The sequence below is a fragment of the Ascidiimonas meishanensis genome, assembly GCF_037782385.1.
Classification (GTDB): Bacteria; Bacteroidota; Bacteroidia; order Flavobacteriales; family Flavobacteriaceae; genus Ascidiimonas; species Ascidiimonas meishanensis.
The window spans coordinates 608881-628519 of sequence record NZ_JBBEXD010000003.1 but is presented as its reverse complement, the minus strand read 5'-3'; the positions used below and the strand labels follow the sequence as shown (position 1 = coordinate 628519).

The window sequence follows — 19639 nt, the reverse complement described above, 5'->3', positions numbered from 1 at the left end:
AAATCTGAGGCTTTTTTGATTTAATAAGGTCACTGGTTCCCCCGATGCGTCGGGGCAGTTCCCGCTACTAAGGAAAAGTCAAAGCATTATTGTTTTGACTTTTTTTATTTTACAGAAAAATGAACTGGACGAGAAGTTTATCCTGAGTGTAATCGAAGGGAGTCCAGTTCCCGCTACTAGAAAGCTTCAGAGAAATTTGAGGCTTTTTTATTACCAATACTTCCTGGTTTTCTGCATGAAAAATAATTGATCGTCGGGCTCATAAAAATCAAATTAAATTTGTTTTATCTATAGAATACGGGGCAGTTCCCGCTACAAAGAAAACCCTTGTACTTACATGTGGTTTCGGTTTTAAGACCATCGTTTATGCAAACTGAAAACCTTAGAAAATGCACCCAACTTCGTGCTGAAATTTAATTTATTTAAACTATTCTGACCTCCTTCTATACTCAAAAATATCTATCATCTTAGAGATTTAGCCATTTTTTAAATTCAGCAGCTTTATTTTTGCTAATTATAATATCAACTTCCGACTTTGGATTAATTAATATTTTTAGTTGACTATTACCATATCGTACAATTTTATCGATTGCAGATATGGTAATAATAAATTGTCTGTTTGCTCTAAAAAAATAAGTGTCATCTAAATTCGTAAATAACTCATCTAAACTTGAGTTTGAGACAGAGCGTTTGCCATCATGGCACATCACATAGGTGATTCCAGTATCGGTATAAATAAAAGCAATGTCTTGTGTAGGTATCGTTAAGAGTTCATTTCTCACGTAGGTTAGAATTCTCTTTTTTGCAGCGTTATCGGTATCATCATCGTTTATAGGGCTATCAATCACTTTTTGTTGATAGGTGTCTACGGCTCTATTTAACTTAGACAGGTTAATTAGCTCATCAGAAAGCTGTTCATTTTTTATTTCAAGTTTCTGTTCATACTTACTCCCAATTAATCTCATTATGAGCACTGAAAACAGAATAAACAATAGTCCCATGACTAATAAAATATTCTGAAAATTATTCCTAATGGCTTTAATTTGTTGTGATACTTTATAGGTATTAGCATGAGCTGCTACAATCCAATCTGAATTTTTAATGGGATAGAGGTTTACTACTTCAGACTTTGCGTTAGCGTTACCAGAATCAGGCGGTGTTTCAATAGCTTCAGTTTTTTGAAGCAGATCATACAAATCCTCAGATGTTAAATCATCAGAAACAGAGGATACAAAAGATGCTCCAGGGCTTATTTTTTGCCCTATCAGTTTTACATCAGGATGACATATAATTACACCAGACCAATCAAAAACACTCACAAAACCAGCTTCTAAATTAGAGTTTTCAATACTTTCCTGTATACCCAAAATAGTATTCTCTTTAGAAATTCCGTTCTCCAGTTGATGTCCAATTAACATAGCTACTTGTTTTGCTTCCCGTTTGCTAAATTCTAATTGAGTTTCAAGTACTTTATCAACTGCCGCATTTACAAAATACCTAATAGCAACACTCGATATCATTAAGAAAAATAGCGAGAGTGATAAAAAGGTTAGGAGATAAAGTTTGTCTTTACGCATGCTTTTTATAAAAATTATTTGCAATATATAAAATTTGAAAGCTAAAGCTATTACAAAACGTACTATCATGTTTTTTACAAAAAAGATGAGTACAGATTTTAATCTTTAAATAGGATATCATTCCTATTTAAAGAAAATCGTTAGATCATTCAAGCAGTTTTTTTCATTTTCAAACCCATTTTTTCGTCTTGAGGAAGTTTCTTTTTCACAGGGTGCCATTAGAACGTAGTATTGCAGAGTAGCATGCTGGAAACATACAAGCATTTGAACTGATAGCACAACCTTTGGCAGACTACTACAATTTTTTTTCAAAAGTCAATAAGCCCTCATTATTCATAAAAATCATCAAAATGAAAACAACTAAGCTCATTATTTTAATTCTATTAACCTTATGTATGTACAACTGTAGCTATGATAGCGAAAACGACTTAACTGAAATCACTGAAGAATCAGATGATGACAATCCCAATGTCTTAGTGAATTATACCAATGACATTCGCCCGATAATGCAAAGCAGTTGTGTTAGTTGCCACGCCAATCCGCCAGTGAATGGGGCACCTTTTGCCTTAGATGATTTTAGTAAGGTAAGTCAAAGAGCTAATGGTATCTTAAATGCTATGAGCAGACAAAGTGGAACACCAAGTGCTATGCCACCTTCTGGCAGATTGCCGCAAACCACAATAGACTTAATTGAACAATGGATAGCTAACGGAAAACCAGAAAATTAAGATACAAACGATACTCTTCTTGTTACTACTAAAACGAAAATTTAATTAATTAAAACAACATCTATGAAAACAATCAAACCAATAGTACTGTTGATGATAGCTATTTGCGCTATAAATACGTCTATACAAGCGCAAAAGTATATAGACAAAAAAGGCAAGATAACTTTTGAAGCTTCTGAAAAAACTTTTGAACCCGTAAAGGCTACCAACGAATCTGTTACGGTACTATTTAATGCAGAAACAAACGAGGTGGCATCTTTGGCACTTATGAAAAGTTTTAGGTTCAAAAACTCTCTAATGGAAGAGCATTTTAATGAAAATTATATTGAATCAGAAAGCTATCCAAAAGCAACTTTCAAAGGGAGATTATTAGGTTTTAATATTTTGGATGTATCTGAAAATAGTACGAGTACGACTATTGATGGAAAAATACAAATACGAGGAAAAGAAAAGGAAATCCGTACGACACTTGCTATTAAAAAATCTGGCAATTCAATAATCATGCAAGGGGCATTCAAGGTAGCTCCTGCTGATTTTGACATTGAAATTCCAAAAATCGTAAGAAACAAAATTGCAAAAGATATCATAGTGTCCTTAGATTTTAAACTCATTCAAAAATGATGAAAAAGAAAATAATAATTTCGGTGCTGTTTCTTATCACTATAACGGTTGGTGGTTTAGGATATAATTATGTCTTTAACGCTAAGCACCGAGACATCGCTAACGAAAAAACTGCAGTTAACCTATCTGCAGAAACATTTTACATACATTTTAAAGAGAATGAAACCTTAGCTACCACTAATTATTTAGACAAGGTAATTGAGTTAAAAGGTAAAATAACCTCCGTTGAAGACACAGATATTGTCTTAAACTACCGCATACAGGTAGGTTTTAGCGCTCCCGAAAATATAAAATTACAAAAAGGAGAGACCCTAACAATAAAAGGACGTTGTGTAGGCTATGATGAGCTTCTCGAAATGGTGAAAATTGATCAAGCAACCATACTAAAATAACCACAAATGAAATATTTATACATACTACTTTTATTTATACCTACACTCATATTTTCACAAGACGATTTATTGTCTGAAATAGATACTGAACCTCAAGAAGACTATAAAGGTGCCGCGTTTAAAGGACTGAAAATAGTGAATTTTGAATCCACAAAAATGGTATCCAAGAAAGAGCTTTATTTTGTGGTATCACATAGATTCGGATCTTTAGAAACTGGGCTTAAAGATTTCTTTGGTCTGGATCAAGCTGTGACTAGACTAAACCTTATTTACGGTCTTACTGATGCTATCAATATTGGTATCTCAAGGAGCTCATTTAGAAAAATTTATGAATCCTCCTTAAAAATAAGGCTAGTTCGTGAAAAAAAGGGGGGAGCTCCATTTACCGTTGTAAGCTCCAGTAATCTATTAATTAACACCTCTTTGGATAAAGCCATATTACCAGGCTTAGAATTTAAAAACAGATTGGGATATACTACCCAATTATTAATTTCAAAAAAGTTCAATCAAAATTTTTCATTGCAATTAATGCCTACATTTTTTCATGATAACTATGTAGATATTGATGCACAAGATAATTCTCAATATGTAATTGGTTTTGGTGGGAGACAAAAACTAACGAAACGCTGGTCCATTAATTTTGATTACGGATTGCACTTAAACAGAGCAGCTACGTCACCATTTAAGAATCCACTATCAATAGGATTTGATTTAGAGACCGGAGGCCACGTATTTCAGCTTCACTTTACGAATGCGCAGCCTATGAATACCAATGGATTTTTAGGGCAAGGAACAGGCGATTGGGGGAAAGGTGATATTTTCTTTGGATTTAATTTGTCCAGAGTATTTTAATCTTAAAATAAAAAACTATGACATCAACAGCGAGAATAGAAGTAGGACAACGCTTTTGCGATAATTGTTCCATAAGTATTAAAAAGAAACTACAGGTGATTGAAGATATTAAAAATGTGCAATTATACCCAAAAGAGTCGCTCATCACCTTCAATTTCATTAAAGCAAATAAACTTTCTATTGCTTTAAATGTATTATCTGAGATTGGATACCCTGAAAAAGGCGAACGTATCAACATCCCACAGTTTTTAAAATCTGCTTGTAGATGCTAAAAGGTGTTATAACTAATAGTCTGCAATATTTTGATAAAAAACAATCCCTTTTAAAGCTAAATTTTCGGCTTCAGCAAGATTTATACGGTAGATGGCGTTAAGTAATTCGTCATTTGTACCATAAACTATTTAAAACAAATAATAATGAAAAAATTAACAACAAAGATTTTCTTTTTTTTAACACTTGGTCTATTTATAATGGGCTGTAGTAGTGACGATGACGGATCTAGCAATCCAGATACTCAGCCTGACACCCAAAATTCTGTAAGACTGCGTTCTGATGCTACCTTTGGAAATGTACTTACTAATGCGGAAGGATTTACACTTTATTTTTTTGCTCCCGATGCAAAGGGCGATGCTAATTGTCTTGCTAATTGTGCTGATGCTTGGCCTGCTTTTTTTACTGATAATTTAACCTTAGATGATGGTTTGAGTACCTCAGATTTTGGTACTATTACCCGAGGCGATGGTCTAAGCCAGACTACTTACAAAGGTTGGCCACTGTATACGTTTGCAAATGACACACAATCAGGGCAAATTAATGGTGATGGCAATAGTGGTGTTTGGTTTGTTGGTAAGCCAGATTATTCAGTAATGTTGGTGCGTTCTCAATTAATAGGTAGAGATGTTGATGGTAATGAGACCAACTTAAATAGTGCTTTTGAACTAGGTGATGAAGACACCTTCTATATTACTGATGATCGTGGAAATACGCTTTACCATTTTTCAAATGATGAAAATGGTGGAAACAATTTTACGGCAGATGATTTTTCTAATAATAGCGTATGGCCTATATTTCATACAAACATACAAAACGTACCAAGTGCACTAAACATTGATGAATTTGGTGAAATAGATGTCTTTGGAGCACCACAACTTACCTATAAAGGCTGGCCACTATATAATTTTGGAGGTGATGACAGTAGAGGTGATAATTTTGGAGTAGGCTTCCCACAGGCGGGTATTTGGCCCATTTTAAATCTTGATACAGAATTAGCCCCTGAACCTACAAATAGCACAGATCAAGTATTTGAGGTTGGTAATGTGGGAGCATCTGCCTATGTATTTGGGTTTACCGATGTGCAAAACCCGGAATTAGAATTAACTAGAGGTAACACGTATGAGTTTATTATTAATAGCCCAGGCCATCCATTCCTTATAAAATCAGTGAATAGTACAGGTACAGATAATACATTTAATGACGGTATTACCAATAACGGAACAGCAGATGGAACCATTATTTTTACAGTACCAAGTGATGCACCAAATATTTTATTTTACAATTGCGAATTCCATGCTTCAATGAATGGTAGAATAAGAATTGTTGATCAAGATGCTACTAGCGCTTTTCAAGTAAGCAATAATGGAGCAACATCTTATACATTTAGTGGCAACGGATTTAGCGATGTTGCCAATACAAATTTCACTTTTAGGAGGGGGCAAACCTATACCTTTAGTGTGTCTACACCAGGCCATCCTTTTATTATTAAATCGGTACAAGGTACAGGAACAACAAATGCTTTTGATAACGGTGTCACTAACAATGGAATATCTGAAGGTACGATAACATTTACCGTGCCTGAAAATGCTCCAAATACATTATTTTATAATTGCGAGTTTCATAACTCAATGACGGGTACTATAACAATAATTGACTAAAACTTGGGGGAGTTTTAATTCTAGTTGATAATTCCCTAAGAAGGTCAAACATCTTGGGGATTATTTTTTGTGTAAATCATCAAACAAAAGAAAAGAGTAATTAACTTTGTTAACCATGCCAAACATGTTAAAAATACGAGAACAAACTATTAGGATAGGGTTACTGATAATTGCGCTTGTGCTTTTACTATTACTAAATAGTTGCGCAGATAATTCTGGTAAACTCGTAATTGAAGCACAACCCTCAAAGAATTTTGAAGTGGATGAGCTTATTGAAACACTCCACTTAAATACTTCTAATTATAGAGATAAGGTGGTGGTTGTAAGAGGAGTTATTTCAGATATCAATACATTAAATAACCGGAATACTATTATTCTAAGGGGTGAAGAACAAAGCAAGACCTTACTAATATGTGATATGCAAAAAGGTCAAGATTCGCTTATTCATAGTCTAAAATTAGGTGATACAACTACAATAAAAGGAATTTTAAAGGGCTCCTTAAAGGATGTCATTATTTTACATTGCGTCATCTCTAATCATATTAACTAATGAATAAATTTCTTTTAGCGCTATTATTTATTAGCAATATTTTTATTATTGATAAGGGAGATAAAATCATTACCAGACAGGGACAGGTTTCGTTTTTCTCCTATACATCAGTAGAGAATATTAAAGCTCAGAACAATCAGGTTCTTAGTATCATAGATCTTGAAAAAGGTGATATTGCTATTAGCATTCTCATGAATACCTTTGTTTTTGAAAAAGCGTTAATGAAAGAACATTTCAATGAAAGTTATATAGAATCTGATGTATATCCTAAAGCAACTTTTGAAGGGAGAATAGTAGAATTTGATTCAAGTATTGAGGGCACACAAACAAGAATTGTAAAAGGTATTTTTACCATGCATGGTGTTTCAAAAGAACTTGAAATAAAAACGAAAATTGAAAAAATTAATGATAAATATAGGCTATCAGGCACTTTTGAAACCTTGGTTAGTGACTATAACATAAATATCCCACCATTACTGGCAGGAAATATTGCAAAGCGCATTGAGGTAAATTTTAAATTCGAATATCAGTCATATGAAGATTAAAAATATAATACTCATCTGTATATTTTTGATAGGGTACATTAACCTTTGTAAGTCACAAAATCTTTTAGGGATTCTGGAAAATGAACAGAAAGATACTTTAGGATATATTACACCTAGTTTTAAAATGACCAGAATAGCATTAGGACATTCAACAGAGGTAAGAAGCAAACAAATATTAGAAATATTTATTACGAATAGGTTTTGGAACCTGCCAACACCGCGTTCTCAAAGTTTTGTAGCAGACAAAATGAGTTCTAGGTTTGCCCTAGAATACGGTGTGTCTGATAAGCTGTCTTTTGGTATTGGGGCGACAACATTTGATGGCCTTTTTGATGGGTTTCTTAAGTATAAATTAATTACACAAAGAAAAGGAGCCAAAGCGACACCTTTTAGCATAACGCTATTTCAAGGATCTAGTTATAATAGTTCTGGAATAACTAGTTCTATTAATAGAGATAATTTTGCAAACCGATTTTCTTTTACATCTCAAGTATTGATTTCAAGAAAAATCAGCTCAGATTTTTCATTTCAAATATCCCCAACATTTATACATAAAGGGCTCCGTTTTTCAGATGAAGATGATGCGAACTTTTTTGCAATGGGTTTTGGTGCTCGTTATAAAATAGGCCCTCATCTCTCCATAGTATCAGAATACTATCATACCTTAAATCCTATTCAATCAATTGAAACATATGATCCTTTTGCACTAGGAGTAAATTGGGAACTTGGAGATATTTTATTACAATTTATGCTTACTAATGCCAGAAATATGGTTGAAGATACTTTTATTACTCAAACACCAAATAATTTTAATTTTAAGAACCCTAATCTTAATTTTGGTTTTAATGTAACCTATGTCATTCATTTTAATAATAAACTAAAGAATTAATTGCAGTTCCCGCTACTAAGAAAGCTTCAAGGTAACTTGAGGCTTTTTTTAATTTCTTAGGTACAACATTTTGGCTTTTTCTAAGGGTAAAATTTGGTATGTAAATTTAGATCTACCAGAAGCATTCGTTTTCATTATAATAATTGGAACTTGGTTCATTAAACTATTAAGCGGTTTGCTTCGCAGCGTTTTTTAAAACATTATGTATCTATAATTAACTCACGTATTCTATGGACAAGACTACACAAAACTTTGGAAACAATGTATAGCTCAATCGTTATATTCTAGACGGCATAAATTGAAAAGATTCTTAATCTTTTCAATTTTGAGTGAGTTGGCACGATGACAAGAATGTTTATAAACTTCTAAAATATACACGCTCATTTTCCAGCCACATCATCTCGCAGCTATAATAATTCCTCCACTGGAGCAATCGTTATATCTCGTGTTTTAGCCAAAGTTTTATGAGACCGTTTTGCCATCGCTTCATCCGTGTAAAAACACAGAGTCTATTTTACATAATATTAAACAGCTAATGGAAATTCTAATTGAACTCTTTTACCTTCCATTATTGCATTAAAACAACTTCCAAGGATTAAACCTATAAAAACTTTGATAGGCTCATCTGATAATTTCTTATTATCAATCTTTCCTTCTTCATTTTTTAATTCACCTTCAATAAAATTCAGCAAAGTTGTTTGACTAATATTCTCTTTTTCTAAAATATTCTTAAAACTACTTGAAAACTCCCCTATTCTATCAATTAAATCAATTGGATTATTTCTTTCTCGATCCTTATTTGTCCAATTCTGTTGAAGTCCGATGATGTCTATAGCTTTGCAAAACATAATAAATTCTTGAATTAAAGTATTTAAAGAGTTATCATTTAATTCATTAATAATGGTTGAGCCACGTTCAAATAAAGATAAGCCTAACTCTTTCTTTTTAATATTCTTTGAATTACCATAGAAAAAATTCATTCTCCAAGATGAACTTTTATCTCTTTTATCGTGATAATTTCTTAATTCAAATCTAACACCACTACCAAACCTAAGTCCAGGTATAGCTAACCAAAATGATCTACTCCAAGAGTATTTTGCTCCACGATTATCGGGAGTATGAATTATTGGTAGTTCGTCTGGAATAACAATTGGATTATTAGCTTGGTTAGGTAAAATTAAATTTTCAACATCAGTTTCTAACATACTTTGAGCTATATAAAAGGTCAAAACCGGAGGAACTGCATTTCCAATCATTTTTAATTTTCCTCCATAACTGTTACTATAATATTGATAATTTATAGGGAATGATTGTAAACAACCTCTTTCCCTTACAGTTAACCTTCTTAAATCACCTTCTTCATCTTCTATAATAATACTTTCTCTAGACACTCTGGTACATAAAGCAGTAATTGTTCTTGAAGGCTTTTCCCATCTATCAGGAAAGCTCATTTTATTGTAAACTGTATGATATGATTTGGCATCGCCATTAATTCTAGCTTCTTCAGCACTTAAAGGGATTTCTTTGATGTGATCAGTTAATTCCTCTCTATTTAGAACAGTTCCATATATTGGATCAGTAATTGTGTCTCCATTTAATGCCTCTAAAATATCACCCATAGTTAAAATTGGAGTGAAATTTTTATAAGATTCTAGTAAATCAAAAGGTAGATTACCTGCAATCATCCTTTTTCTTTTTTGGGGAACTCCAAAATCAGAAGAATCATAAACTCTGATTCCATCGTTAGCAAAAAGATGAGTAAACCTATATAAAGAACCATCTTCTTGAATTTCCCTTTTCAAAATATTTGCTACTCTAGGTACATTCTCCATTGCCCAATATCTAGGATTTAAATATTCAACCACTTCAAGGAATTTATGAATATCAATTAACCCATCTGCTATATCGCCATTTCCTCCTCTATTCGCATATGAAAATTGAGTACAAGGAGGGCTGCCAATGACAAATTCAATACTGTCTGGATTTGGTAAATCTTCCAATCTCAATTTTCTAATATCCCTTTCATTATGTGTCGATCCAAAGTTTTTATTATGTGTATTATTGGCATCTTTCCACCACTCATAAGATGAAGCAACTTCTATCCCTGCCATTTTAAAACCAAGTGTCCAACCTCCTATTCCACTATATAAATCAATTGCTGCCATCGTTAAATTTTATTTCAGTTTGGATTAAATTCTTATTTCTTGTATAACTTATTTTTTCTTCACAGACTTTCAATATGTTCTCATAATTTTCCTCATAAGCTAGAATTGAAGTAATTTCATCACTTAAATAAATTTTCTTTAATTCTTCTTTTGAAATGTCGAATAATTGAGAAAGAGTAGAAATTATTTCGTCAATTCTTTTTTTTGGAAATTTATTTTCATTCTCAATTCTGCTAAGAACAGCTACATCAATATCTAACTCATAAGCAAGTTTTCTTTGAGTAAGATTTTCACGTTCTCTTAATTCCTTAATGAGTTCGCCAAGTGTTTTCATAATACAAACATATTGATAAATATAAACTTGACAAAAAAAATCAAGTCTGTTTTTATCAAATAAACTCGGTTGATTATTTTCTCTTAGGGATTATTGATTTATCTACGGGGGTATTATCATTAATATTTTTTAAGGGAATACCTGTAAATATTGCTTGAATATTTCTATCTCTGTTGATCTTTTTCTTTATATAAGCATATTTATCCTTGTCCTTTTTATTCTTATCAGACAAAATAGAATATCCCATTTTTTTAAGATCATATTCGGTATTAGTCTTATCTGGCTCAAAGCCAATAACTAAAATAGGTAACTGTAAAACATTTCTCAAATAAGGTAATTCTCTCTCTAACCTTTCATAATTGCAAATATTTTCCCCTATTCTAAGTGCATAATTATTCATTGGAACTATTAGAATAGCAACATCTGTCAACTTTTGTAACCACGCCATTTGAAATTTAACTAAATCTGCATAAAATCTTGAATTATTACCACATTGAACCTCTATTTGGAAAAAACGATTGTTAATAGTTTTTCTAAAATCAGCTTTTAACTTTATTGGCTCTTTATCATCATTATTTTCGCCAATACCTATAAATGGTTGAATATCCCATCCATTTTCATATAATTTATAATCGAAATAGCAGTTTAAGTGTTCTTGACAAGTATCTATTTTATTACTGGCAGAATTGGATTCGGATTTACCTTTAAATAAAAAATGAGGTGCATCTTTTACAGTTTCTTTAACAAAATCTAATAATTTCATAGAGCTTTTATGCTCTAATATTTCCAATGCATTACTCCAATTTAGAAGTTTTATTTTCATTCAGTAATTTGTTAAATCAAACTTTCTTTTCCTATGCCTATTAATAAAAAAGGACACGGATTTCCTACTCCTCTATTTATTCTTAATAATAATTTACCCATATGTGTAGTTGTACTTCCATATTTAGAAGTATAAATCTTCTTAGCAATTTTTTCTAAAGCCTCTTTTTGGGGTAGTTCTAATAACTTCTTGATTATAGCTTGATCTTTCCGTGATAGACTAATATACTCTAGTAATCCATCTATATCAAAAGGGTATATTTTAATTAAAAATCTATGGAAAACATTCAAAAGTTCTTCTTGTAATGTTGCTCCCCTTGTTATTATTATTCCAAGAGTAAGTTCTCCTAATTGATGTAATTTCCTAAAGTTTTCCAGATCGCGATCAAAAAAAGGGTCTTTATTATTCCATTCAATCTCTAAACCAATATTTCCTTTATCGAATTCCTTATAATGATCTATTTCGTGACTTTCGGAAGTAAGAACTTTATCTCTAACTTTATGTTCACTTGTTATATTAATTTTTCCCCAACCTCTTTCATAAAGTTTATCTCTTAAACTTTGTGTAATGGAACTTAAGCCACCACCTCCTGCTATTATTTGTTCTTCTTTAATTTCAAAAGCTTCTAATATATTTTGTAAGTCATCTACAGCTTCAGAGAAATGGTCTTTTATAATAGAATCTGAAAACCTTGTATAATAAATCTCATATCCATTTACATTAAGTACTTCTGTGTTGTGGTAGTAATTATCCTGCATTAATCAATTTTTTTAAGTTCTAAATTTTCACAAACCACATTAAGAACTTCACAAGGTTCTACATCAATAGCCAGTGCTATCAGGTATAACTCACTCGCCCTAAGTTTTGTTCTTTTATTATTAGACAATTCACTCAACCTAGTTTTACTAATTCCAGTTTTTCTAGAAACATCAGAACGATTTACAGATTTTTTAGCAAGATATAATCCTAATTCAGTCATTATTATCCGTTTTTAAGAAAATAAATTTACTTATTCAGTATTTTTTATCCGAAAATCTAAACTTGTATTTTGAAAATTGTCCGAATAAGTATTTATTTGTTCCGAAAAACGAAACATTTAATCTTAAAAACATATAATTTATGGGTAATTCAAGATATACAAAAGCAGATTTAGAACGAGTAGTATATACTCAACTTGACAATTTGAATGCAATTCACGATTTACTTAGAGTTACGAAGCTTCAAAATGAGCTAATTGAAAGTGCTAATAAGAAATTGAAAGATGAGATTATTGATTTTAAAAAGAGAGTTAATTATTCAACAGGTAAGAAATAAAACCATTCCACACACATTCCACTACGCTCCTATCCCTTCGTCTACGTTCAGGACAGGCTAGCTTCGGGCAAAGAGTGTTCCATTAACATCTTAGAATAATTTTTTTCAATAAACTGTAATAAGCCAAAGCGCCAGCTGGCTCATTCGCTAAAATAGTCCACAGGACTATTTTTTAACGCTCTGCCCTGCTTTTAACCAAATCGAGACGGCGAGATTCATGAACTCAAATAAACAAAATAGAAATCTCTGTGAATAAAGCAAAGTTACCCTACGCTAAAAAGCTCAGGACAGGCGCCACGCAAGGCATTACTATTCAAAAAAGAATGATAATCAAACGTTATCTAAAATGTCTTTGTAACATTACAACCTATGAGTTTTATGGTCATCATGTAAATAAAAATCTGTAGCTATAAATTATTTTCATAATCCATACTTTGATTTAACACACGTACAATCAAAATATCAATATCTGTAGCCAAATAAAAAATAGTATGTGATTTATAAGAAAACCTTTTTAAAGACAAAATAAATTCAGAGGCATCACATCCAAGGTTGATATTATCTGATAGAACTTGAAAGATATCGTGTATTCCAAATAAATATGCTTGTGCTTGTTTTAATCCAAATGTTTCAATTCCATATTCATACATGTTAATAAGATCACTTTCAGCCTTTACAAACACTTTATAAACGCCCATCTGCTTTCATACGTTTTTCAACTTCTTTCATAATATCTGGAACAGATTTATCACTAATACCACTTTCCATACCTTCCGTTATAGCTATCTTAAGAGCTGAAAATTTTTCATTTTTTGCCTGGTCACGCCTTACTAAGTCACGAAGGTATTCACTATCATTAGTATATTCTCCAATCGTAATTCGTGATTTTATCCATTTATCTTGTTTTTCAGTAAATGTTATTGTTTTTCTAATTGTAGCCATATTTTTAATGTTTAGATAATCATACTATCTACGCAATTTAATATGTTAGATTGGATATAACAAAACTATAGCAGTTTATTTCATGTCCTAACGTGAATGTTACCATTCCACACATATTTTGCTCATCTCCTATCCATTGGACTACGCTATTAGTTTAGCATTTTATAATTATAGTAACGTGATTTCTATGATAAAACCAACCGATTTTGAAAAAAAGATTGATTCTTAATTAATGCACAATTTAAATAAGGCTGCATTTTTCAAGGACTGCTACCGTAGCTCTTTCTTGCCTTTGTCTTCTTAGCAAATAGCATCACAATTCTCACAATAAACGTCCTAATGTCGGAAATGTGATAGCATGTCGATTTTGCACACCACTATTGTCGGAAATCTTTACAGATTTGGCGAACCCGTTCTAGCCTTGAGATAACATTGCCCGCTACCTTTGAACTTTCAAAAGTTAATAGCGTAGATATAATGATTAATGTAGTATTAAATGTTTTAAAAGATAAACTCAATGAATATCTTAAAAATCTAGGAACCACAGAATTAAATGTTGTTGAGTTTATTAATACGAATAATAATGATCCGGTATCTTTTACGAATGATAAGGTTACCCCTTTTCTGATTAATATTTCAGAAGATAGAAAGTTTAGAAATGCTGATCAGTATGCAGGCATCATTCAGAACGGCATTAGAACTCAGATTAATCCCGAAATTAGAATTGAATTACAGGTGCTATTTGTATCAAAGTTTAGTGATTACAATCAAGCGCTTAAGTTTCTTTCTCATGTAATTAAATTTTTTCAGGTAAACCGGGCTTTAACCCCTTTAAACGCACCTCAACTTTCTGAAGAAAACATAGAGAAATTAACGGTTGAATTGATCTCGCTTCCTCTGGAAGAGCAAAATCAAGTATGGCATTCTTTAAACACATCCTACTTACCGTCTGTTTTGTATAGAATACGCCTGTTATCTTTTATAGATGATCTTAGTGTTGAATTTATTGGGGAAAGTACTTCTGAAATTAGTCTTAATACTATTGAAAAGGCCAACAAATGAATTACAAAGAATTCTTTCAAATAGCAATTAATCATCCCTATTTTTCTGATAACCAGATGGAGCTGGTGGTTATCCCAGAGGCATCCACCTTAAAGTTCTTAAGGAAACAACAATTTGTGGTGAAGAATACGGCAAAAGGACTAAAAATCTTGGTGCCAGTAGATTCAGAAGGAGATAGATTACCAGTTTTAAAATTAGGCGATGCACTTAGTTTTGATGTATTTCCTACCACTGGCAGTTTTGGTGAAGTTACAGATACATCTATGGCTGATTCTGGTAACATTTTACTTTTCACCAATGAGCAACTTGAAAATGATAGTGAGAAATTGACAGTGTCTGAAATCACCGGAGATCAAATTTTGAATGGGTATGCCGCTATTGCAAAAATAAAAATAGGGCTCCATAAGGTGAATTTTGACCTTGATAAGCAGCCTCCGCTCTATCAGGTAGTATTCAAACCAAAATTGGTAAAATGGAAATATTACATTCTATCAAATACAGAAACTACAAAACTAGAAATCAAAGATCGTAGTGAACAGCTCACCTTTACTGAGTTAAAAAATCAAGAGGAGGCATCTGATAAAATAGCAAATTCATTGATGCTAAATTTTCCTAAGAAACAAGTATTTGTTTTTGAGTCAACTATAGCAATTAACTATAGCAATAAAATTTTAAAAAATATTCAATTGCTCAAAAATGACCATATCATTATTAAACATCTGTCCAATCCTGACATAAGGAATAAGGGTATTCAAATTATTAAAATCAATTAAATAAAGTTTAAACATTAAAAACTATCTAATATGTCTAATTATTTAACACCAGATGTGTATACAGAGGAAATCCCTCTTTTACCGCCATCCGTAGCAGGTGTATCTACCGCGGTTCCCGCTTTTATTGGGTATACCGAAAAAGCTCCAAAAAATAAAGAAGAAGACGATGCGTCTTTAAGACCTGTAAGAATTTCTACTTTACTAGAGTACAAGGAAATATTCGGAAAAGCGCAATCAGCTTCTTTTGTAGTAGAGGTAGAAAACAAAGACGCTATTACAGGAGTAAAAGTAACACCCCCTCAAAGCACCCTATACCATGCATTAGACCTCTATTTCAAAAATGGAGGAGGCGATTGTTATGTTATTTCTATCGGTTCCTATGTAGATTATTCTGAAGCAAAAGCGAAGGATGCATTCCTAAAAGGTCTTGAAGCATTAAGTAAAGAAGATGAGCCCACCCTGATAATGCTAGGAGAAGCTACAAAATTACCCGCAGATGATTATCATGAAATTTGCACACAAGCCTTGATGCAGTGTAACGAACTAAAAGACAGGTTTTGCATTTTTGATATCAAGAAAGACGACCTTGGTGGAACTAATTTTAGAGATGGAATTGGTAACAACAACTTGAAATATGGAGCGGCTTATACTCCGTATCTACAAACCTCGCTTACCTATAATTATGAGGACGCAGATGTAACAGTGAAACAGTTAACATCTACAGAAGATAGCGGATTTGAAGTTGAGTATCAAGGAATTAAAATCACCTATTCTGGTAGTGATTCTGAAACCCCAAAGTTTAGAATAAACGGAGGAAGTGGAACAACCCTTGAATTTTCCGTATCAGGGAGCAATCTGTTGAGTATAAAAAATGTACCTGATGCTGGTTTAGCTGTTAGCAGTATTGTTGAAGCTTGGGAAGCTTTTACTGATAAAAAGGGCTTTGATATGGTAGTATTGGATGACAGCAGTATCGTTAATCAGACCGCAGGTACCGCAGGTCAAGAATTAATTAAAAACGGAGAATCAGAAAGTTTAGAGTCCTATAAAGGAGGGCAGTCTGCCTTGTACAACAAAATCGTCAATCAGTTGGCAAAAGAAAAAATGATTTTACCTCCCAGTGCAGCTATTGCCGGAGCCTATGCTACTACAGACCGAGAAAGAGGTGTGTGGAAAGCTCCAGCCAACATAAGCTTAAATGCAATCATAGCCCCCGTGGTGAAAATTACCTCTAATGACCAAGAAAGACTCAATGTAGATGCTACTTCAGGAAAATCTATAAATGCCATCCGTAGTTTTGTTGGAAAGGGCACCTTGGTATGGGGAGCACGTACGCTTGAAGGAAACAGCAATGAATGGAGGTATATTTCGGTACGCAGATTATTCAACATGATTGAAGAATCTACTAAAAAAGCATCTTATTTTGCTGTTTTTGAACCCAATGATCCGTCAACTTGGTTAAAAGTAAAAGCAATGATAGAAAGCTTTTTGTATAACGTTTGGCAACAAGGCGGTTTAGTAGGTACTACAGAAGAGCAGGCCTATTTTGTAAATGTAGGATTGGGTAAAACCATGACACAACAAGATGTTCTAGAAGGACGAATGATTATAGAGATTGGTATTGCCGCTACGCGTCCAGCAGAGTTTATTATTCTGAAATTCTCTCATAAACTACAGGAAGTATAATCTGGTGGATGCATTAGAATTTCGTCATTTTCATTTAAACAAGAATAGATTTTCTAATGCACTCCCTCAGGTGTAAAAGGGCAACCTAATTTAAATAATTCAATTGTAAAATATTAATACATAAAAAGATGGCTTTAACAAAAGAACAAATCAAAACAGATTATCCATTACCCATTTATAATTATAGAATAGATATTGATGGCGTATCATTCAGTTTCTCAGAAGTATCAGGTCTTGAACTTTCATTTGAATCTATTACCTACAAAGAAAGTTTCACTTCTGGCGGTAAAGTGGGGCCTAATATCATGTATATGCCAGGACAGATACAACCGGTGAATATCACTCTAAAAAAGGGATTTGTAAAAGGAAAAAGTATTCCGGTTTTTTATAATTGGATCAATGATATCCAGCTGAACCGTGTAGATAAAAAAGATATTGTGGTTCATCTTTTAGATGAGACAGGAAACACCGTTGTAAACTGGAAAGTAATTGATGCATTTCCAACAAAACTATCGGCTCCATCCTTTGATGCCAACTCTAACGAGGTAGCTATAGAATCTATGGACCTTATGGCTCTTAGAGTGACTATGGAGGAAACAGCATAATTCCGGTTCTGCTTATCCCGATAATTCATTACCTATAAAATAATCTTTTATGGCACTAGATAAACAAAATATTATTGAAAATTATCCGCTCCCGGTGTACAACTACAGGGTAATTATTGATGGAAATGAAACCATGTCTTTTTCAGATGTTTCAGGTCTGGAAATTGATCATGAGCACGTATTGTACAGGCACGGATTCAGTTGGATAACAGGTGACCACCTAATTAGGGGGCAGCGTAAACCTATCAATATTACCCTAAAACGAGGTCTTGTCAAAAAAAGAAAATATTTCTATGAATGGATAAAGGCCGGTAAGAAGAAAGACATCAGGATAGAGCTATGTGATGAAACTGGTACAGCGGCAGTGAGTTGGGATGTATCCCGAGCACTGCCCTTCAAAATGGATGCTCCATCATTTAGCGCTAACACCAATGATATTGCTGTAGAGAGTTTGGATTTGATTGCCCATGATTTAAGGATTACACATAACGAATGATTTTTAGATGTCAGAGTTTTTAGAAAATATAAATTTTGCAGATGCAACCCCCCAATTATCACATAGGTTTGGGGTCTTTTTCTTCGCGGGAGGATTGATACCCAACCCTATAGATATTAGATTCCAACGCGTGAGTGGAATTAGTACCGAAGTGCAATTAGAAACCATCAATGAAGGAGGACAAAACCTACATGCGCATCGCCTACCAAGCAGGGTTAGCTATAGCAATTTGGTTTTAGAGCGGGGCTATATCGCTAGCCTTATCCCTTCTCCTCTAAACATTGAGTTTAATCTGGCATTTTCTAGATTCAAATTCTATCCGTCAAATGTGTTGGTTACCAAGTTTAATGAGGCTGGCAACCCTATAGGCGCATGGCTTTTTTTTAAAGCGTACCCTGTAAAATGGTCCATGTCTGATCTAGATGCTCAGTCAAATTCGGTAGCAATAGACACCATGGAACTCGCCTATACTCGGTTTCAAATAATAAGGATATAAAATGGCCGTAGAGATTAAAGAAATCGTAATTAGAGCTGTATTGACAGACGAAGAGGCATCTGGTAAATCTTCTGAAGGTTCCACGTTTGAAAAAGAGAATTTAGTGGAAGAATGTGTCCATCAAGTATTAAAAATTTTAGATAAGAAAAACCGTAGGTAAGATGGCATTTAATTTTTTAAAGTTTGAAAAACTTACCATCGTAAGTTATGAAAAAGCAGAGAGAACTGGTAAAGGAGAAAAGTTTGTGGCCATGTTTAACCCAGAGTCGTATTCCCTCTCCTATCAAAATGTATACGATACTAAACAAGGTATAAATACCAGTGGGCGAACGGCCAGATACGCGATGAGCAAACCAGAAAAATTGAATCTTAAGATTATTTTGGATGGCAGCGGAGTAAGCACTTTTGGATTGACCAATATTATTGGTAGAGGGCATGATGATGTATACAAACAGGTGCAGCGTTTTTTGGAAATCACCAGTGATATGGACGGCAAAATTCATGAGCCTAGGTATTTAACATTAAAATGGGGAGACCTCCTATTTAAGTGCCGTTTGGGTTCTGTAAGTATAAACTATTCTTTATTCAATAGTAGTGGTATTCCATTACGTGCAGAATTAGACACGCAGTTTTTTGGAGATCTGGAAAAATCAGAACGACTCAAAAAGGAAAGAAAAAGTTCTCCAGACCTCACTCACTATAGAGTAGCAGGCGCGCATGACCAATTGCCTTTAATGTGCGAAAAAATTTATGGCGCTGCTCAATATTACGTATTCGTAGCAAAAGCGAATCACCTAAATGATTTTAGAAACCTAAAACCGGGGCAGGAAATTTATTTCCCCCCCATAGAAAAGTAAA

26 protein-coding genes are annotated in these 19639 nt (G+C 33.2%); 18 read left to right on the top strand and 8 right to left on the bottom strand.

Annotation, left to right across the window (positions count from 1 at the left end):
• Window positions 1-467: 467 nt before the first annotated feature.
• Window positions 468-1577 carry a LytR/AlgR family response regulator transcription factor gene (locus tag WBG07_RS07675; RefSeq protein WP_340200068.1) on the bottom strand — a complete coding sequence of 370 codons (1110 nt, stop codon included), beginning with the start codon at window positions 1575-1577 and terminating at the stop codon, window positions 468-470.
• A 350-nt stretch (window positions 1578-1927) separates the two neighbouring features.
• Between WBG07_RS07675 and WBG07_RS07670 the strand changes: the two genes are divergently transcribed.
• The 9 genes from WBG07_RS07670 to WBG07_RS07630 all read left to right on the top strand — a co-directional run bounded on the left by WBG07_RS07670 (window position 1928) and on the right by WBG07_RS07630 (window position 8085).
• Window positions 1928-2305, top strand: coding sequence for a hypothetical protein (locus WBG07_RS07670; RefSeq protein ID WP_340200067.1), 378 nt, complete (start codon window positions 1928-1930; stop codon window positions 2303-2305).
• A 63-nt stretch (window positions 2306-2368) separates the two neighbouring features.
• On the top strand, window positions 2369-2926 hold the full coding sequence (locus tag WBG07_RS07665; RefSeq protein ID WP_340200066.1) for a YceI family protein: 558 nt from the start codon (window positions 2369-2371) through the stop codon (window positions 2924-2926).
• Window positions 2923-3318 (top strand): OB-fold protein, encoded by a 396-nt coding sequence (locus WBG07_RS07660; RefSeq protein ID WP_340200064.1) that lies wholly within the window; start codon window positions 2923-2925, stop codon window positions 3316-3318. Before WBG07_RS07665 ends, WBG07_RS07660 begins: the two co-directional genes overlap by 4 nt.
• 6 nt (window positions 3319-3324) lie before the next feature.
• Complete coding sequence (locus tag WBG07_RS07655; RefSeq protein ID WP_340200062.1) at window positions 3325-4170, top strand: DUF5777 family beta-barrel protein; 846 nt, start codon at window positions 3325-3327, stop codon at window positions 4168-4170.
• A gap of 17 nt (window positions 4171-4187) precedes the next feature.
• A complete protein-coding gene (locus WBG07_RS07650) occupies window positions 4188-4442 on the top strand; it encodes a hypothetical protein (RefSeq protein WP_340200060.1) in 255 nt (84 codons plus the stop codon).
• A gap of 144 nt (window positions 4443-4586) precedes the next feature.
• A complete protein-coding gene (locus tag WBG07_RS07645; RefSeq protein ID WP_340200058.1) occupies window positions 4587-6101 on the top strand; it encodes a hypothetical protein in 1515 nt (504 codons plus the stop codon).
• A gap of 124 nt (window positions 6102-6225) precedes the next feature.
• Entirely contained in the window at window positions 6226-6651 is a 426-nt protein-coding gene (locus WBG07_RS07640; RefSeq protein ID WP_340200056.1) for an OB-fold protein, read from the top strand.
• Window positions 6651-7196, top strand: coding sequence for a YceI family protein (locus WBG07_RS07635; RefSeq protein WP_340200054.1), 546 nt, complete (start codon window positions 6651-6653; stop codon window positions 7194-7196). The genes WBG07_RS07640 and WBG07_RS07635 overlap by 1 nt, the downstream gene beginning before the upstream one ends.
• A complete protein-coding gene (locus WBG07_RS07630; RefSeq protein WP_340200052.1) occupies window positions 7186-8085 on the top strand; it encodes a DUF5777 family beta-barrel protein in 900 nt (299 codons plus the stop codon). Before WBG07_RS07635 ends, WBG07_RS07630 begins: the two co-directional genes overlap by 11 nt.
• 524 nt (window positions 8086-8609) lie before the next feature.
• On the opposite strand, the gene WBG07_RS07625 is transcribed toward WBG07_RS07630, so the two are convergent.
• The 5 genes from WBG07_RS07625 to WBG07_RS07605 form a co-directional block, all read right to left on the bottom strand.
• Complete coding sequence (locus WBG07_RS07625; protein WP_340200050.1) at window positions 8610-10250, bottom strand: DNA cytosine methyltransferase; 1641 nt, start codon at window positions 10248-10250, stop codon at window positions 8610-8612.
• Complete coding sequence (locus WBG07_RS07620; protein ID WP_340200048.1) at window positions 10237-10584, bottom strand: helix-turn-helix domain-containing protein; 348 nt, start codon at window positions 10582-10584, stop codon at window positions 10237-10239. Before WBG07_RS07620 ends, WBG07_RS07625 begins: the two co-directional genes overlap by 14 nt.
• 73 nt (window positions 10585-10657) lie before the next feature.
• On the bottom strand, window positions 10658-11407 hold the full coding sequence (locus tag WBG07_RS07615) for a BglII/BstYI family type II restriction endonuclease (RefSeq protein WP_340200047.1): 750 nt from the start codon (window positions 11405-11407) through the stop codon (window positions 10658-10660).
• An 11-nt stretch (window positions 11408-11418) separates the two neighbouring features.
• Window positions 11419-12165, bottom strand: coding sequence for a BglII/BstYI family type II restriction endonuclease (locus tag WBG07_RS07610; protein WP_340200045.1), 747 nt, complete (start codon window positions 12163-12165; stop codon window positions 11419-11421).
• Window positions 12165-12386: a helix-turn-helix domain-containing protein gene (locus WBG07_RS07605; RefSeq protein WP_340200044.1), complete on the bottom strand. Its 222-nt coding sequence runs from the start codon at window positions 12384-12386 to the stop codon at window positions 12165-12167. The genes WBG07_RS07610 and WBG07_RS07605 overlap by 1 nt, the downstream gene beginning before the upstream one ends.
• A gap of 140 nt (window positions 12387-12526) precedes the next feature.
• On the opposite strand from WBG07_RS07605, the gene WBG07_RS07600 reads away from it, so the two are divergent.
• Complete coding sequence (locus WBG07_RS07600) at window positions 12527-12721, top strand: hypothetical protein (protein WP_340200043.1); 195 nt, start codon at window positions 12527-12529, stop codon at window positions 12719-12721.
• Window positions 12722-13128: 407 nt separating this feature from the next.
• Here WBG07_RS07600 and WBG07_RS07595 read toward each other — a convergent pair whose 3' ends face one another.
• Both WBG07_RS07595 and WBG07_RS07590 read right to left on the bottom strand, forming a co-directional pair.
• Window positions 13129-13419: a type II toxin-antitoxin system RelE/ParE family toxin gene (locus WBG07_RS07595; protein ID WP_340200042.1), complete on the bottom strand. Its 291-nt coding sequence runs from the start codon at window positions 13417-13419 to the stop codon at window positions 13129-13131.
• Window positions 13406-13663 carry a type II toxin-antitoxin system ParD family antitoxin gene (locus WBG07_RS07590; RefSeq protein ID WP_340200041.1) on the bottom strand — a complete coding sequence of 86 codons (258 nt, stop codon included), beginning with the start codon at window positions 13661-13663 and terminating at the stop codon, window positions 13406-13408. The genes WBG07_RS07595 and WBG07_RS07590 overlap by 14 nt, the downstream gene beginning before the upstream one ends.
• Before the next feature lie 477 nt (window positions 13664-14140).
• Between WBG07_RS07590 and WBG07_RS07585 the strand changes: the two genes are divergently transcribed.
• The 8 genes from WBG07_RS07585 (at window position 14141) to WBG07_RS07550 (ending at window position 19638) form a co-directional block, all read left to right on the top strand.
• Window positions 14141-14725, top strand: a complete 585-nt coding sequence (locus WBG07_RS07585) for a Pvc16 family protein (protein ID WP_340200040.1) — start codon at window positions 14141-14143, stop codon at window positions 14723-14725.
• Window positions 14722-15498, top strand: a complete 777-nt coding sequence (locus WBG07_RS07580; protein WP_340200039.1) for a hypothetical protein — start codon at window positions 14722-14724, stop codon at window positions 15496-15498. Before WBG07_RS07585 ends, WBG07_RS07580 begins: the two co-directional genes overlap by 4 nt.
• Before the next feature lie 30 nt (window positions 15499-15528).
• Window positions 15529-17184 (top strand): phage tail sheath family protein, encoded by a 1656-nt coding sequence (locus tag WBG07_RS07575; RefSeq protein WP_340200038.1) that lies wholly within the window; start codon window positions 15529-15531, stop codon window positions 17182-17184.
• A gap of 128 nt (window positions 17185-17312) precedes the next feature.
• Window positions 17313-17789, top strand: coding sequence for a phage tail protein (locus WBG07_RS07570; protein WP_340200037.1), 477 nt, complete (start codon window positions 17313-17315; stop codon window positions 17787-17789).
• 49 nt (window positions 17790-17838) lie between these two features.
• Entirely contained in the window at window positions 17839-18285 is a 447-nt protein-coding gene (locus WBG07_RS07565; RefSeq protein WP_340200036.1) for a phage tail protein, read from the top strand.
• Window positions 18286-18292: 7 nt separating this feature from the next.
• Entirely contained in the window at window positions 18293-18781 is a 489-nt protein-coding gene (locus WBG07_RS07560) for a phage tail protein (RefSeq protein ID WP_340200035.1), read from the top strand.
• Window position 18782: 1 nt separating this feature from the next.
• Window positions 18783-18941 (top strand): DUF5908 family protein, encoded by a 159-nt coding sequence (locus WBG07_RS07555; RefSeq protein WP_340200034.1) that lies wholly within the window; start codon window positions 18783-18785, stop codon window positions 18939-18941.
• Between the two features lies 1 nt (window position 18942).
• Window positions 18943-19638, top strand: a complete 696-nt coding sequence (locus tag WBG07_RS07550) for a CIS tube protein (protein ID WP_340200033.1) — start codon at window positions 18943-18945, stop codon at window positions 19636-19638.
• Window position 19639: the final 1 nt, after the last annotated feature.